Genomic DNA, 13,785 nt, shown 5'->3' on the forward strand with positions numbered 1-13,785 from the left:
TATATCACATTATATTATTCATAGCAGGCACTGAATGCAGGTCTCATTTCTTCATTTTAAAACACCACCCTTATTATATACGTATAAAACTAAAATATCAATTTTAGAAAGCATTATAAAACGACGGCATAATAAAAATTTGTGGGATTATGGTGTATACTTGAGTTTCGAATCATGGAAAATATAAAGTCAGCATATTTTTATAAAGATCTTTTTAGTCAGGTGATGCAATGAACATTCTATGGAGTTCCATGCTGCTTCTCGGAATTGCATATGGCGCGCTGCAGGGACGGATGCCGGAGGTGACGGAGGGGGTGATTCAGGCTTCGAAGGAGGCGGTGGTGCTGGCGGTTTCGCTGGTTGGGGTGACGGGGTTCTGGGCAGGGCTGATGGAGATTGCGAAGAAGGCGGGAGTGATTGACGGGCTGGTGAAACGAATGGGGCCGGTGATGCGGTTTTTGTTTCCGGAAGTGCCGGAAGATCACTCTGTGATGCGCTCGGCGGGGATGAATATGATCTGTAATGTGTTCGGACTCGGCGCGGCTGCGACGCCGCCGGGGCTTGCGGCGATGGAGCGGTTTGAGGAGCTGGAGGAAGAGCGGCGGAAAATGAAAAACCCGGCCGCAGTTCCAGAAGGAACCGCGAACCGGGAAATGTGTACGTTTTTGATTTTAAATATTTCTTCTCTGCAGCTCATCCCCGTCAACATCATTGCGTACCGCAGTCAGTACGGCAGCGTCCACCCAACAGCAATTGTCGGACCGGCGCTTGCTGCGACGGCTGCGAGTACGATTGCGGCGGTGGTGTTTTGCAAAGTGATGGAAAGGATGGGGCGATGATTATTCAGATTACTCAGCCCAGGTGCCGTTTACAAAGACATCGGTCTCGCTTCCGTCTTCGTGAATACCCACGATATGCAGGTCATTCGATCCAACCATAAAGTCAACATGGATCAGGGAATCATTGACACCCTTTGCGAGGATTTCTTCATCACTCATATCCATAAATCCGTCCAGTACCTCGGAAAAGCCGGCGCCGGCGGCAACGTGGCAGCATGCGTTCTCGTCGAACAGAGTGTTAAAGAACATCAGACCGGACTGGTTGATCGGGGACTCCTTCGGAACGAGTGCAACCTCGCCGAGCATCGCGGCGCCCTCATCCATCGCGAACATTTTCTTCAGAACCTCTTCGCCCTGTTCTGCGTGGCAGTCGACAACCTTTCCGTCCTTAAAATCAACGGTAAAGTTGTTGATAACCTGGCCGGACCAGCTTAACGGTTTGGTGGAAACGAGGCGGCCTTCACATTTGCCGCGCATCGGGCTGGTGAAAACTTCTTCGGTCGGCATATTCGGGACATAGAAGGTATTGTTCATATGGTTGATATCGCCAGCGCCGCTCCACTTTGCGCCCGGAATCAGTTCAACTGTGAAATCGGTGCCGTTTTTGCTGGTATAATGCAGTTTGCGGAACGCCTGTTCATTCAGCCAGTTGGCTTTTTGGGTCATGCGGTCACAGTGTGCCTGCCAGATTTTTTCAACATCTTCGCCTTCTTTTAAATACAGGCAATCAAAAATAGCATTCCACAGCTTTTCAACCGCAATATCCTCCGGCTCGCCCGGGAATACTTTTTTGGCCCATGCCGGTGACGGAGCGGCAACGATCAGCCACTGATGTTTTCCGTCGAGCTGATCGCGGTATTTTTTCGTTACTTTCCCGCGCATCTGACGAACGGTAGAGAGCAGATCGGCAGAGATGCCGGCAAGCTCGTCCGGATCGGAGGAGTCGATGAAAATGCGGACCGGCAGATCTACGGTCATCTGTTTGAGACGCTCTTCCTCCCAGGTCTGAACGGTGCCGAGGGTTTCGGCTGTGGCGTACTGATAACTCAGCTTGTTAATCGGACCACACTCCCAGATCAGCTCAACATAGCTTGCACCGGCTTTGTAACACTCTTCCGTGACCATGGTAGCAAGTAGAACCTGATCCACACCGGCCTGCAGGCGGACGCGCTGTCCTTTTTGTACATTTGCGCCGATTTTTACGATCAGCTCTGCGTATTCTCTTAATTTTGCTTCATTCATGATAAAAAGCTCCCTTTTTGTAAAGTTTGTTTCAACTCACAGTCGGTATTTTCACGGAGTCTGACATGTCGAAAATAGTTCGACTGTGACTTGCCTCATGTCAGTGGAGGATACCGATTTCTCTCCGCCCGCCACTGCCGTTATGTTTCTTTTAACAATTCATCCCACCGCTTTAGAAGCGAGGGACTTCTTGTCTACGGATGTTAAAATTGGAATGGATCGTTAAACGCTCCATAATACGAAACCGGTTCGCCCGCAGAAAGCAGGTGATGGACATCGCCGACGGTCTGGCAGCGGAAGTACACTTCGCCTGGTTTGCGCTCTTCCGTTCCGACGATCGTGACGGAAGTCGGCGCCAGGAACAGGCCCTGCCAGAGCTGCACCGGCGTTGTGTTGAGCAGATGGGACAGCGCGACGCAGGTAACGCCGAGATGGCAGAAGCAGACGATGACAGCCTCGCGGTTCGTCTCATCAGAGGCATGATAGCGGTAGCCGTCCCGTACATAGCCGTAGTGTGCAAGCAGCGTATCGAGTCCGTCGGTCACAAAACGGTAATTTTCATCCATGTTTCCGGTTTTCATGATCGGGTTCTGTGTCCAGAGATCATGATCATAGAGATCCCGGTTCGCATCGAGCACATCCGGCAGAAAATCCCACGGAATCCGGCGCTTTCCGGTCTCCGGATCAAGGACAGGCGCATCAAATTCCCGCAGCCACGGAAGAATTTCGGCCTCGCGGCCCGCATTTTTCAGCGTAAAAGAAGCCGTATCCTTCGCGCGTCCGAGCGGCGAGCAGTAAAAATCGGTGATGTTCCATTTCGCCGTGCGCTTCGAAAGCAGCTCAGCCTCACGCCAGCCCTTTTCAGTCAGCGAATCAATCTCATAATTCGGTTCACCGTGGCGGATAAAGATAATTTTCATAAGAATTCCTTTCTTCGTATGCCACAAATCGTTTGGTTTATGCATCGAAAAGTCAATTTCAGTTCCGATAAATCTGCGCCAGAGCACAGAACATTCAGAATTGATGTCACTTAGCTTAGTGTATCATAAATTGTCAAATTTGTGTGAGTTTATCCGGAAAAAGATGCGACAAATTGGAAGAGTGTGGTGAGATGTTGAGATCTATGGGGAAACAATTAAAATGATGGTTTTTAAGATGTAAAAACAATCAAAATAATGGTTTTTCGTTTACAAATACAGATTTTTATGATTCAATAAAGAAAAAGTCGGGAATTATAAAGCTGAAAGGTGAGGTTTATGAAAGAAAAATTATTTATAACGCCAGAATATACAACGGCAAAAGCAATCAAGGAACTTCGGAAGGAACTGCATCTGACGCAAAAGGAGTTTGCGGAACTGATTAATTGTTCCAAGCCAACGGTAGAGCGCTGGGAAAGAAGTGAAGAAGTGATTCGCGGACCGATTGTTTTACTTTTGAAAATGCTGCAAAAATATCCAGAATACGAACAGGAAGTGAAAGTTCCGGAAAAAATATGGCCGCTCAGAATCTGGTACATGTATGGGCAGAATGTATGTACCTTGATCGATGTGAATGAGCAGGAACGGAAAGTAAAAGTAAAAAATTATACAGACAAAATTATGTTTCGGGCATTCGGAGTTGTGGAAGAACCGGATTATGATCAGTATCTGGAATTTCTGGAATCACGATGCTTTCCGGAAAGCAGAGATAAGATGAAACTGATATTAAAAGATTTGGGACTGCCATTTTACGATCCGATTATGATTATAGAAAAAACGGAAGGACGGATGGCGGAAGATGATTTCTGGCTATGGATAGAGAGGTAGATGGATGATAGAATTATTTGAACAGAATATCAGGACGAATGAGCGTCAGTCGTCAAAAGGAAACCAGTTAAAATGGGAGAATAACGGAATCTGGTACAAAGCGGATTATACAGGATATGAGGGATTGGCAGAGTATATGATCTCGCATCTTCTGAAAAAATCAACGCTGGCGGAAGACGAATTTGTATGTTACAATCTGGAAAAAATAAAATATGGAACTGTGATTTATAACGGAGTAAAGAGTAGAAATTTTCTGAGGGAGGACTGGCAGATTATCACTTTGGAGAGACTGTTTAAAAATTCTTTTGGAGAAAGTCTGTATCAATCCCTGTATAGAATTCCAAAACATGAAGAACGCTTACGTTTCTTGGTACAGCAGGTGGAGCGTATGACCGGGCTTCAAAACTTTGGCGTCTATATGAACAAGCTGTTGACGATAGACGCATTTTTCCTGAACGAGGATCGTCATACGCATAATATAGCGGTGTTGATGAATGGAAAAGGTGACTATGCATACTGCCCGATTTTTGATCATGGGGCAGGGCTACTGTCAGATACAACGATGGATTATCCTTTATCGGGGGATACGTATGCACTGATGGATCAGGTTCAGGCAAAAACGATATGCAGTGAGTTTGATGAGCAGTTGGACCTTTCTGAAGCATTATATAGAGGGAATCTGAAGTTTCATTTTACGAAAAAAGATGTGACTGAATTGCTCGCGAATGCGGAGGGGTATCCAGAAGAAATACGAAAACGAGTGGAAATGATTTTGTTTGCACAAATGCGAAAATATGCGTATTTGTTTTCAAAGATGTAGAAAAATTGAGCAAAAAAGGACGAGTTACCCATACGGTCAGGAACAGAACAGCAAATAATAAGGTACACAGGGCAGGAACCATCAAAAAACCTGAAATCTTTAAACGATAGACAGAGTACAGATGATTACAGAAGAACCAGAGAGTGCCGCCTGAGGCAGCACTCATAAGGAAAACAGGTTTATTTATTCTGCGTTTTATGTTTTGGATCATAGACTGTGAAATGTCCTTTCTGTGGGAGAAGCGGAAAGCGTGTCTTTTTTGTTGAAATTAATGATTGTTCATAAGGCTCTGGGCGAGTTCTGTATCGGCACTGATCAGGGTCACGCTACGATTTCTGCTGGCAGCGGCACCATCGTACCCGCCGTTGCTGATGTGCCAGGGAGCTGAAGAACCCATGCCAAGGGTATGAATGCGGCTTTCATCAATGCCCAAGTCATCGCAGAGTGTTTTTTTTACGGCATCCGCTCTGGCCTGAGACAGGCGGAGGGCGGATTCATCTGTAATATCTCCTGCCGTAGAGCCGACAAGGAGGAGAGAGACGGATTCGTGTTCCGCCAGGTAATCTGCGATGGGACGAATGGTTTCCAAAGCGGCTTCCGGGTTACGGTAGGCTGCTTCGTCAGCAACGAATTCCACCTGGCTTTCTTCCAGAGCAACAGGTTCGTCGAATGCGTTGGATTCTTCTGCATCTGTCTGTTCCAGAACATCCGTATCAAATACAATCGGCGTATCAGAAGGAATATCTACAACACTGACTGAGGGGAGGGAATCTGTCGTGCGGGTTTCGTCAGATACGGCAATATAGTCGTTTGATACGAATTCTCCGCCGGAGGCTTCGACAACAGCTTTCCAGATGCTGGTAAGGTTATTGCTCTGCTTGGGAGTAAGTTTTTCCTGAGGCGCTTCCACCTGCGCCATACCCAAAAAATATACGGTAATTCCGCTCAGATCAGGAAGAGCCTCCCGCTCCTTCAGCATATCAACAATTACCTGGGGCTCAGCAGACAGTAGATTGTTCCGGAAGTTTAAGTAACCTGATGTAGACAGTCCGCTTCCACAGCAGATGATGGTGCGGGAAGTGTAGCTGGAATCCAGGCTCCGCAGTGAGGAGGCGCTGAGGCGGATAGCCGCCAGATAGTCGGCCTCTGGATTTAAAGGGGTGACACCATCCACAATCTGAAGGAGATTGGAGGCTTTACTGGCGGCATCTCTTTTCAGTCTCTCTTTGGAAGCAGTTTTGTACTGTTCATCAATGTTGAGATCTTCCGCGGATACAAGTGCAGGATCACCGTCTACGCGGACGATAAAGGAATAGCCGTAATTCATAGTGGCATCAAGCATAGTATCCTGAATGAGCGGGGCGGATGAGTCTACTGGTTTGGAGTTTGCTGTGTTTGAGATAACGTAAGCGACAGCCGGTTTGCTGGTTTCAGCGGAAGGATCTGGATTGCTGCATCCGGTCAAGGCGAAAAGTGCAGCAGCCATGACAGCAAAAGTGCATGTAAGTTTTGTGATTTTTTTCATCGTATTTTTCCTCCTTAAACAGCTTCTGAAAAGTTGACAACGTGGTTTTTAGTTGGAACATCTCTGTCGATGGCAGGGAGAGCGGTTTTTCCGCCGCTTGCAGCTGCAAGGGCAGCCAGTTCCCTGCCAAGACGATCAAAGATTTCATCAGAACGAGACTTACTCAGGACATTTGTTGAGGTGGGATCACCCAGCTGTTCCATGAGCTGCACTCTCATATCAGCCAGAAGGGTCAGAGAATCGTTGATGAGATCCTTTTTGGCATTGATAAGATGCTGGTGGTCTGCGTCCTGGATCTGTGATGAGTTAAAGCTGTCACATTCGTCCTGAATTGCTTCCAGACGTCGAATATAGTTTTTAAGCTCGTTAAGTGTAATTTCCTCACGGCAAAGCTGTTTTGCCAGCGGGTTGTACAGCTCGAAGCTGATGGCAAAATTGCCGACAGATGTAAAAACAGGAGTTGCAATGGCAATAATCGTTAATGCGATCGTTGCGGCATCCACTGTTCCGTCTGCAGAAGAGAGCGACATGGTGGAGAAACGGAGTACACCATTGATGATCAGGGCAAAAATCGGAACAGCTAACAGCAATGCCAGATTGAATTTATCGTGGCTGAGTCCCTGTCTGATCTTTTTTGCCAGAATGCCTGCAAAGGCGGCCACAACATCTGCTGCAAAGGCCAGTCCTGCGACCTGGCCCCAGATCATGATGGGAGAGTCGTAAGAAATGCGTACGAAGAGACTGCGGAAAAATGCAATATCTATTACGACACAGAAGAGCATAAGCAGATAGGAGACAGGTGCGCAGAGCAACAGACTGTCTGGTTTGTATTTTGCTTTGACAGCGTCATCAGAATTTTCAAGCAGGAGTTCTCCACTTTTGTTCATTTTCAGTGCAAATGTATTATCTTTCATCTTCAACAACCTCCATTTTTTCTTTGATGCCGTAACATTTGTTCCAAAGCATCTGGGTATGTGCATGTTCGGTTTCCAGGACGGTTTCTTTTTCGCGCATCAGCTCGAGAATTCTTTGGATGTCCGCGCGATGTGCAGACATATTCCCATCCTGTCGATGATAAAAATCCAGGTGATCCAATGACTGGTCATCAAGGGAAATGAGACCGCTTCGGACCGGAGCAAGGATCTTATCAATCAGACAGTCCTCGTTGCCCGCGTCAACGGCGTTTGCGTTGATCAGGCGGGTCAGGGTATCGGTAAGTTCCGACTTTAACTGTTCCAGATGGTAGTTCTCCGGCTTTTTGTAGCCGACAGCTCTGTAGTTTTCGAACAGCAGATTGGTACGACGGCGGAAGTCATAAACGAGTACACGGCTGTCGTCTACTTCACTGATAAAACTGTTTTCTTTTTTCTTGTTTTTTCCAAATAACATTAGAGTACCTCCTCCTGTAATTCAGATGCCAGGGTAAGACGGAGCTTTTCCGCACGCTGCACCACCTGTTCATAGTGTTTTGCAAATTCCTGTTCAGAGTTGTTGGTGAATGTTACGTTTGGGAGAGGCGGAAGATCCGGCAAATGACGCATCGCAGACCGCCAGTAAACATCAATGCGCCGCTGATGATGCTGAAGAACACGATTGGTGATTTTGGCAGCAGAATCAAAGCTCTCCGTGACCTGACTGAGGCTGGTGAAAATGGCTTCGATGGTATCGGAAAGTGCTTTCTCGGATTCGGCGACAGCTCTTTTAAACGGGAGAAGCGATTCTTCTCGTTCACGGTTTCTTCGAGCTGCAACTTGCACTTCAGTAAGACTTTCCTCACCTTCTTTCCGGCGTGTGAGGTCGACATCTTCTGCAAGGGCGTTCTTTAAAACCTGTTTGGCGGCAGTAAGGTTTGTTTTCAGCGGAACAACCGTATCGAAAAGAATATTGAGCTTTTTGAACTCGTCCTCTTCCTCGAACTTTAAGCGTCCCATCTGACCAGCGCAGAATTCTTCGTAGGAATCGACTTCCTGCTTCAGAACACTCGACTGCCAGTCTCCGTTTTGACTGCAGCGGAGGAGCCCATGTCTTCCATCCACCCAGCCGGCATATCTCATGGTAAGCTTTTCGACAGGACCAAGAGATTTTACCCTGCCTTTATCGAGACTCTGTAAACGTTTCTGATGTACTTTTTTTTGAGTCATGGTTTTCTTCCTCCTTGAATAAACTGTTTCTTTCAGCTACACTTATGTATTGCGATATTGGAAACAGATCTTAACATTTTTACAAAAATATTTTTCTTTTTTTGATCACATGATGTATTGAGACACGAGAAAGAACTTTATTTTTGCAAAAACATTTTTATTTTTCCGGGTACATTTAGATATAGAGATACGGAAAGCAAAACTTAACAGTTAAAAAAGAACAATTTGCAAAATTTTTTGAGGGGGAAATATAGGATTTTGAAAATAAGATATTTTATTGAAGAGGCTTGGAAAAAATGAGCATAAAAATGAGGAGGGAGCCCTCCTCAAATTAACAATTCTATGTAATTTAACGTGTCTACAATATAGCATACAGTTATTGCATTGCTTTTATTCCAAGGCGAATGTATTCGGGATGCTCTTTCAGATAGAGAAATCCATTTTCTTTACCATATTTCTGGCAGAGAGTTTGAAATACCTGTTCTGCCTCTCTTGAATAATCATTAAACAGGATTTCTGCATTTTCGCATATAAATTGATTTCGAATATCGATAGGCTGTTCAAAAAAATCCAAATCGTTTATGATAGTTTTCATAGCATCAACAGATTTTGCAATACATCCAAGCTTTATAATTGATTTCATTATGGAATCCACGAGTTTATCAACGATACCCATTTCATGTAACGCAGTAACATAAGAGGCTGCTCCGTCTGAAGAAAATCTGAGCTGTTCTGGCTTACTTTTCGTTTCTCCTGTATATTTCACATATTGTAAATATCTTTCTCTGATATCATCTAACGAACAATCAGCCAGTAAAGAAATTACGTAGAAATTATCGGCACGCACCTCTTTGCAAATCTGCTTCAGAAATAGAATCTTAGACCGGAGTTCATCGTTCAGTTCCGTATAACCGGCATTAGCTAATTTTTCTGCTAATTCATAGCAGTTATTCATATCATATTCCGTTTCAAGCTGTTTCCGCAGATTGCGCGCTATCCTCATTTTCTCCATGAATTTTTGTCTCCTTCCTATGGGTTTTATATGAACAGTAATGCTGCAGGAAGCGTCTTTTGTAGTCTTATCTGTATGGTATTACATTTTTTCACTAAATTCAATCTGTTTTCTTTTGAAAAGATTATTTGTTATGTAAAACGATAGAAATCTTAGTATTCTCTCTTATATTCTTTTTGTTGCCGTGTTAAAATAGTGGCAGGGAAAAACGTGTTAGGATAATAACCTGATGGAATAGAATCTTTTGAATGAAAAATCAATTCGTCAGAATGGTACGAAAGCATAAGAAGTGGAGTGGGATTAAATATGGGAATAATTCTTGAGAAGTCAAAACTAATATTTGACGAATTGGTCGGAACCAGTTCGTTTGATGATGTTTTTAAGAATAGTATTCGCGATTACTATACATATGGGTTTAAATCATACGATCAAAATATAAAAGGAAGTCAAAGTGTTAAGGATAGATGGAAAATTTTCAGTAAAATTCTTGGAGAAAAATGGTACTTTGAAAAAAGAAAAAAAGGAAGAAATCAGATTGTTTTGAAAACGATGCCTTCCGGAACGGATAACCCGGTCGATGATTTTTACTTTTTACATAATCTCAGCAAAATAGGTGATTATCTTAACTATCTTTTAGATATGGACAGAAGATCAACATTTAATGGAGAAACAAAAGATCTCCCGGTAAGTCAGGACGAATTGTATTCTGTAGAGGGAAATGCGGGTACTCAGAATTTAGAAAATACAAATCTTGTTGAATATGCAATTATTAGCAATTGGATAGAAAAGTTACAAGATAAAATGGTTACTGAGAATGAACCTGACGGGGATACAGATGATCCAATAAGACTTAACCGTCAATTAAACATTTGGTCTGTCCATACTCGATTTATGCCGGCTAGCTACAAAGATAAATATGCGAATCTCAGTAACCGGACAGAATATTTGTATTCATTAGGGGTAATTGGAGATCTTAGAGATAATCCAGAACAAAGAAATAAATGGCTGGAGAAACAATGGAGAGCCTGGCGGGATAAAGATTCAGATGGTGATAATTCTGTTTTCAAAAAGTATTTTAGCAGTGAAGCATCGGAGAAGGCGAATCATTTTTGGTATAAATCCCCGTTGACGATGGCAATGATTTGTGATACCGAAGATTCCTGCCTTTTCACTGAAGAATTTTTGGAAATGTGTGAATTCTTTTCTCAATATTATCCGTTAGGTGAAGTTGGAACTATATTATCGGAAAGATGTGGTATAAAAAAAGGACAAACAGAGAAGGAGATATTTCGGTTCAAGCATAATTATGTTCAAAAGACATTATATGATTACAACATGATAGACATTCTGACTGCGATAGAGAATGGATATCTTTGTGCACTTCAATATTCTCATGGAACAAATTTAAAAGCATGTGAAGAATTGATTATCCCGTTAGAAATTCGAATAAGTGTTTCAAATGGACGTGAGTATGTTTTATATTATCACATTCTGGAACGTAGAATAAAAGCATTGCGCTTGGAGTTTATCGATAAAATAACGTTATATTCACACGTTGATTCTATGAGTAAAGTTAAGCATACTGTAACCAAAACAGGAAAGAAAAAGAGTGTGCAGGAGGAAAAATTATTTGATATAAAAATCGATGAAACTGACTTGGTAAAACAGGTTGTATTAGCAAATAAAATGTTACCGTATATCTGGGGAACTGATGTCAATGACTGCATTGTTGACGAAGAATGGGAGAGTCGACTGATATCCTTTGAAATGCCTGTTTCTATTAATCCGGAAACGGAACAATTCATAAAAAACAGAGTAATTAAGGAAAGCAGAATCGGAAAACAAGACCATATAATTACAATTTTTCCAACAAAAGAATTGAGAAGTTGGATACGCAGCTTCTATGTGCGGGTTACTAAGCCAGAAAAAATACCTGTCTCTTTACTGGATATCGATGGTGACGTTAACGCAATGTGGAATGTATATTTCAATAAACGAAGTTTGAACGGCGATGAAGGAGAAGAATATAAAAAAAATACAGATCAGAAATATATAGAAGAGAGTTTTTCTGTGAAGGGAGATATTGTTTCAGATACAGAGGGACATGGGGCTCTGTTTAATGAACTATTTAGCTGGTATTCTATTATTTTAGCAAATTCGGTTTTATCAATAGATGGCGAACATACCGTGGACTGTAATCTCAAAGAAGAAATTAGCAGAGTTTTAGGTTATTATACTGATGAAGAACAGGAATGGGTGAAGAATGCATTATATGAGTACATTTTGGAGTCAGGGCTTGTAGATGATAATGGAAAAGTAAGGTTTAATATTTCCAAAATAGATTACTTATATGATTTGCTTCCGATTACAAAAATTGAGGTAAGATGGTTATTGTCTGTGTTGGATGATCCCTTAGCAAGAGTGTTCTTGTCTCCGGAACAGATTAATGTTGTCAGGAAGTGTTTGTCCTGTGCGCCATTTAAGGTGGAGAAATTACAGATTGATGCCATAAATTATTTTGATAGATACAATGTTGAGGGGCGGATCTCTAAGGGGAAAAAACATATTGCACAGAAAGGCCGTGTGAACGAAAAAGATTTGTTTCATATACGAGCATTGTATAGGGCAATCGTAAATGAACAGAAAGTTCATATTGTTTATAGAAATTGGGAAGGTAAAAAGAGACATGCAACTTGTGGACCGGTGCGTATAGAGTATTCAAGACGGGACGATGTTTTTAGGGTTTGGTATGTGCATGTGCAAAACGCAGAATCAAAAATTGGTATCATTAATATTCCAAGGATTGTTCGGGTGGAAGAATTAGTGGGTGAATGTTTTGACTTAAAAGAACAGAGAAAAATTCTTGATAAATTATATGACAAAACAATGACATCTATACAGATAGAGTTTTACCAGGGAATAAAGAACCTTCCGGATAGAATTCTGACAGAATTTTCTCTTTGGAAGAAGAAATGTGTGTATGATCCTTTGAGTTATAAGTTTACAATGACATTGTACTATTCGGCCCTTGATGAAAAAGAAATATTGATTCGATTATTAAGTTACGGACCGTATATTCGGGTTATTGCGTCTGAGGATAATTATATTTTGTCAGAGATCCAGGATCGTATTAAAAAACAAAGAGAAATTATCAGAGACAGAGAATTTGAAATAGGATAAAGTTAAAATAACGCTCGAGAAAATAATATTAAATCCGACCTGTTAAAGAGCAATACGAGGTAATGATACGATGACTTATAAAGAGATTGTAAAAAAGAAAGAGTATTTCCAGAATATAACCTGGATTCATTTGTCTAATTGTTTAAAGGCGTTTGAGAATAGAGAGTTACTTTCGGCCTCTATTTGGTCTGCTGTGTTCGTGGAGTCAATGTTAAAAGATATTTTGTCTGTCCTTTTAAATGTGAATATCAGTACAGAAGAAATAAGCTCATTGATTGCGCGATTACGTAACATATTGAATAATGGATCGTCAAAATATGAATTATCAGCAACAGATGCAACGGTAATTGAAGATATTATGAGACGCGCTGACGAAATTCGCTTAAAAAGAAATCGATTAGTACATGACACAGGAATAGAGAATAATTATCTGGAGTCTGATGCAGATGATATTTATAAAAATGTAAATCTGATCATTGAAAGATATATAAAAACTGAGGCTAGTAAAGTTATTTACCGGAAGAACAAAGAAGTTGCAGAAGAAATTGAACATAATCAGGTTGAACCAACGTTTCCTATGTTTATTAGTACCATTACGCCACATACGTTTGAATAGTCAGAGTTTATAGAAGAATTTTGCAGTAAACTTAAAAGTATTGGCATTAAACCTGTGCGCTGTGTAATGACAGATTTTGATCGCAGGAATCCAATGGAAAAGGTCAGAAGATATATAGAAGAATGCCATGGGATTATTGTGTTAGGACTTGAACGCAGTCATGCCTATTTCTATAGAGATAAAGAAGGATCTGAGAAGGAATTGGAAGCGACGCATCGCAGATATTCTTCTGCCTGGCTGCAGCTTGAGACGGGTATGGCCATTGGAATGGGAAAAGACGTTTTTGTCCTTTGCCAGAAAAATCTTTATGGTGATGGCATATTTGATCGAAATTGGAATAGTTACACTCCTGTTGAGCTGGAAATGCCGCTTGATATGAATGATCCTATGATTAAAGAAACATTGAGTGTCTTGGAAAATTATAAAAAAGAAGTAGAAGCAAAAATGTGATTATTTAAATTTATGAAATAAATTGAGCGGATAATAGAGCTTCGGAACGTATACGCTTAAGATCAGATGAAAATTGGAAAAGAAGTTTTGTGATATTAATTAAAAATGTCGCAGAACTTCTTTTTTGTATCTTTTTTTGCCGATACGAGACAGAG

At 41.9% G+C, this 13,785-nt stretch carries 13 protein-coding genes; 6 read left to right on the forward strand and 7 right to left on the reverse strand.

What is annotated here, in order from left to right:
* Positions 1-230: 230 nt before the first annotated feature.
* Complete coding sequence (locus DW915_RS13830) at positions 231-839, forward strand: nucleoside recognition protein (protein ID WP_118742291.1); 609 nt, start codon at positions 231-233, stop codon at positions 837-839.
* Positions 840-848: 9 nt separating this feature from the next.
* Here the strand turns inward: DW915_RS13830 and DW915_RS13835 are convergent, their stop codons facing one another.
* Together DW915_RS13835 and DW915_RS13840 are read right to left on the reverse strand one after the other, a co-directional pair.
* Positions 849-2,081: an aminopeptidase gene (locus DW915_RS13835; RefSeq protein ID WP_118742292.1), complete on the reverse strand. Its 1,233-nt coding sequence runs from the start codon at positions 2,079-2,081 to the stop codon at positions 849-851.
* Between the two features lie 203 nt (positions 2,082-2,284).
* Complete coding sequence (locus tag DW915_RS13840) at positions 2,285-3,001, reverse strand: histidine phosphatase family protein (RefSeq protein WP_118742293.1); 717 nt, start codon at positions 2,999-3,001, stop codon at positions 2,285-2,287.
* A 336-nt stretch (positions 3,002-3,337) separates the two neighbouring features.
* Between DW915_RS13840 and DW915_RS13845 the strand changes: the two genes are divergently transcribed.
* Complete coding sequence (locus DW915_RS13845; protein ID WP_118742294.1) at positions 3,338-3,886, forward strand: helix-turn-helix domain-containing protein; 549 nt, start codon at positions 3,338-3,340, stop codon at positions 3,884-3,886.
* Between the two features lie 124 nt (positions 3,887-4,010).
* Positions 4,011-4,706 carry a hypothetical protein gene (locus DW915_RS13850; protein ID WP_330422697.1) on the forward strand — a complete coding sequence of 232 codons (696 nt, stop codon included), beginning with the start codon at positions 4,011-4,013 and terminating at the stop codon, positions 4,704-4,706.
* A gap of 268 nt (positions 4,707-4,974) precedes the next feature.
* Here DW915_RS13850 and DW915_RS13855 read toward each other — a convergent pair whose 3' ends face one another.
* From DW915_RS13855 to DW915_RS13875, 5 genes are all read right to left on the reverse strand, one after another.
* Positions 4,975-6,231: an OmpA family protein gene (locus DW915_RS13855; RefSeq protein ID WP_118742296.1), complete on the reverse strand. Its 1,257-nt coding sequence runs from the start codon at positions 6,229-6,231 to the stop codon at positions 4,975-4,977.
* 14 nt (positions 6,232-6,245) lie between these two features.
* A complete protein-coding gene (locus DW915_RS13860) occupies positions 6,246-7,145 on the reverse strand; it encodes a hypothetical protein (RefSeq protein ID WP_118742297.1) in 900 nt (299 codons plus the stop codon).
* Entirely contained in the window at positions 7,135-7,620 is a 486-nt protein-coding gene (locus DW915_RS13865; protein ID WP_055226050.1) for a hypothetical protein, read from the reverse strand. Before DW915_RS13865 ends, DW915_RS13860 begins: the two co-directional genes overlap by 11 nt.
* Positions 7,620-8,372 carry a hypothetical protein gene (locus tag DW915_RS13870; protein ID WP_118742298.1) on the reverse strand — a complete coding sequence of 251 codons (753 nt, stop codon included), beginning with the start codon at positions 8,370-8,372 and terminating at the stop codon, positions 7,620-7,622. Before DW915_RS13870 ends, DW915_RS13865 begins: the two co-directional genes overlap by 1 nt.
* Positions 8,373-8,748: 376 nt before the next feature.
* Positions 8,749-9,384: a hypothetical protein gene (locus DW915_RS13875; protein WP_118742299.1), complete on the reverse strand. Its 636-nt coding sequence runs from the start codon at positions 9,382-9,384 to the stop codon at positions 8,749-8,751.
* Between the two features lie 306 nt (positions 9,385-9,690).
* On the opposite strand from DW915_RS13875, the gene DW915_RS13880 reads away from it, so the two are divergent.
* The 3 genes from DW915_RS13880 to DW915_RS13890 all read left to right on the forward strand — a co-directional run bounded on the left by DW915_RS13880 (position 9,691) and on the right by DW915_RS13890 (position 13,630).
* The gene (locus tag DW915_RS13880) at positions 9,691-12,564 is read left to right on the forward strand and encodes a WYL domain-containing protein (protein WP_118742300.1); all 2,874 of its coding nucleotides are present in this window, start codon (positions 9,691-9,693) and stop codon (positions 12,562-12,564) included.
* A 70-nt stretch (positions 12,565-12,634) separates the two neighbouring features.
* Positions 12,635-13,180 carry a hypothetical protein gene (locus DW915_RS13885; RefSeq protein ID WP_118742301.1) on the forward strand — a complete coding sequence of 182 codons (546 nt, stop codon included), beginning with the start codon at positions 12,635-12,637 and terminating at the stop codon, positions 13,178-13,180.
* A gap of 93 nt (positions 13,181-13,273) precedes the next feature.
* Entirely contained in the window at positions 13,274-13,630 is a 357-nt protein-coding gene (locus tag DW915_RS13890; RefSeq protein ID WP_118742302.1) for a hypothetical protein, read from the forward strand.
* Positions 13,631-13,785 lie beyond the last annotated feature (155 nt).

Origin of the sequence: Blautia sp. AM42-2, from assembly GCF_003480245.1 — a bacterium.
GTDB classification, from domain to species: Bacteria; Bacillota; Clostridia; order Lachnospirales; family Lachnospiraceae; genus Fusicatenibacter; species Fusicatenibacter saccharivorans.

Coding starts and splice junctions, on each gene's coding strand:
- DW915_RS13845 (WP_118742294.1), top strand. CDS start 3,338: ATGAAAGAAAAATTATTTATAACGCCAGAATATACAACGGCAAAAGCA.
- DW915_RS13890 (WP_118742302.1), top strand. CDS start 13,274: ATGGAAAAGGTCAGAAGATATATAGAAGAATGCCATGGGATTATTGTG.
- DW915_RS13840 (WP_118742293.1), bottom strand. CDS start 3,001: ATGAAAATTATCTTTATCCGCCACGGTGAACCGAATTATGAGATTGAT.
- DW915_RS13880 (WP_118742300.1), top strand. CDS start 9,691: ATGGGAATAATTCTTGAGAAGTCAAAACTAATATTTGACGAATTGGTC.
- DW915_RS13830 (WP_118742291.1), top strand. CDS start 231: ATGAACATTCTATGGAGTTCCATGCTGCTTCTCGGAATTGCATATGGC.
- DW915_RS13835 (WP_118742292.1), bottom strand. CDS start 2,081: ATGAATGAAGCAAAATTAAGAGAATACGCAGAGCTGATCGTAAAAATC.
- DW915_RS13875 (WP_118742299.1), bottom strand. CDS start 9,384: ATGGAGAAAATGAGGATAGCGCGCAATCTGCGGAAACAGCTTGAAACG.
- DW915_RS13885 (WP_118742301.1), top strand. CDS start 12,635: ATGACTTATAAAGAGATTGTAAAAAAGAAAGAGTATTTCCAGAATATA.
- DW915_RS13855 (WP_118742296.1), bottom strand. CDS start 6,231: ATGAAAAAAATCACAAAACTTACATGCACTTTTGCTGTCATGGCTGCT.
- DW915_RS13860 (WP_118742297.1), bottom strand. CDS start 7,145: ATGAAAGATAATACATTTGCACTGAAAATGAACAAAAGTGGAGAACTC.
- DW915_RS13870 (WP_118742298.1), bottom strand. CDS start 8,372: ATGACTCAAAAAAAAGTACATCAGAAACGTTTACAGAGTCTCGATAAA.
- DW915_RS13865 (WP_055226050.1), bottom strand. CDS start 7,620: ATGTTATTTGGAAAAAACAAGAAAAAAGAAAACAGTTTTATCAGTGAA.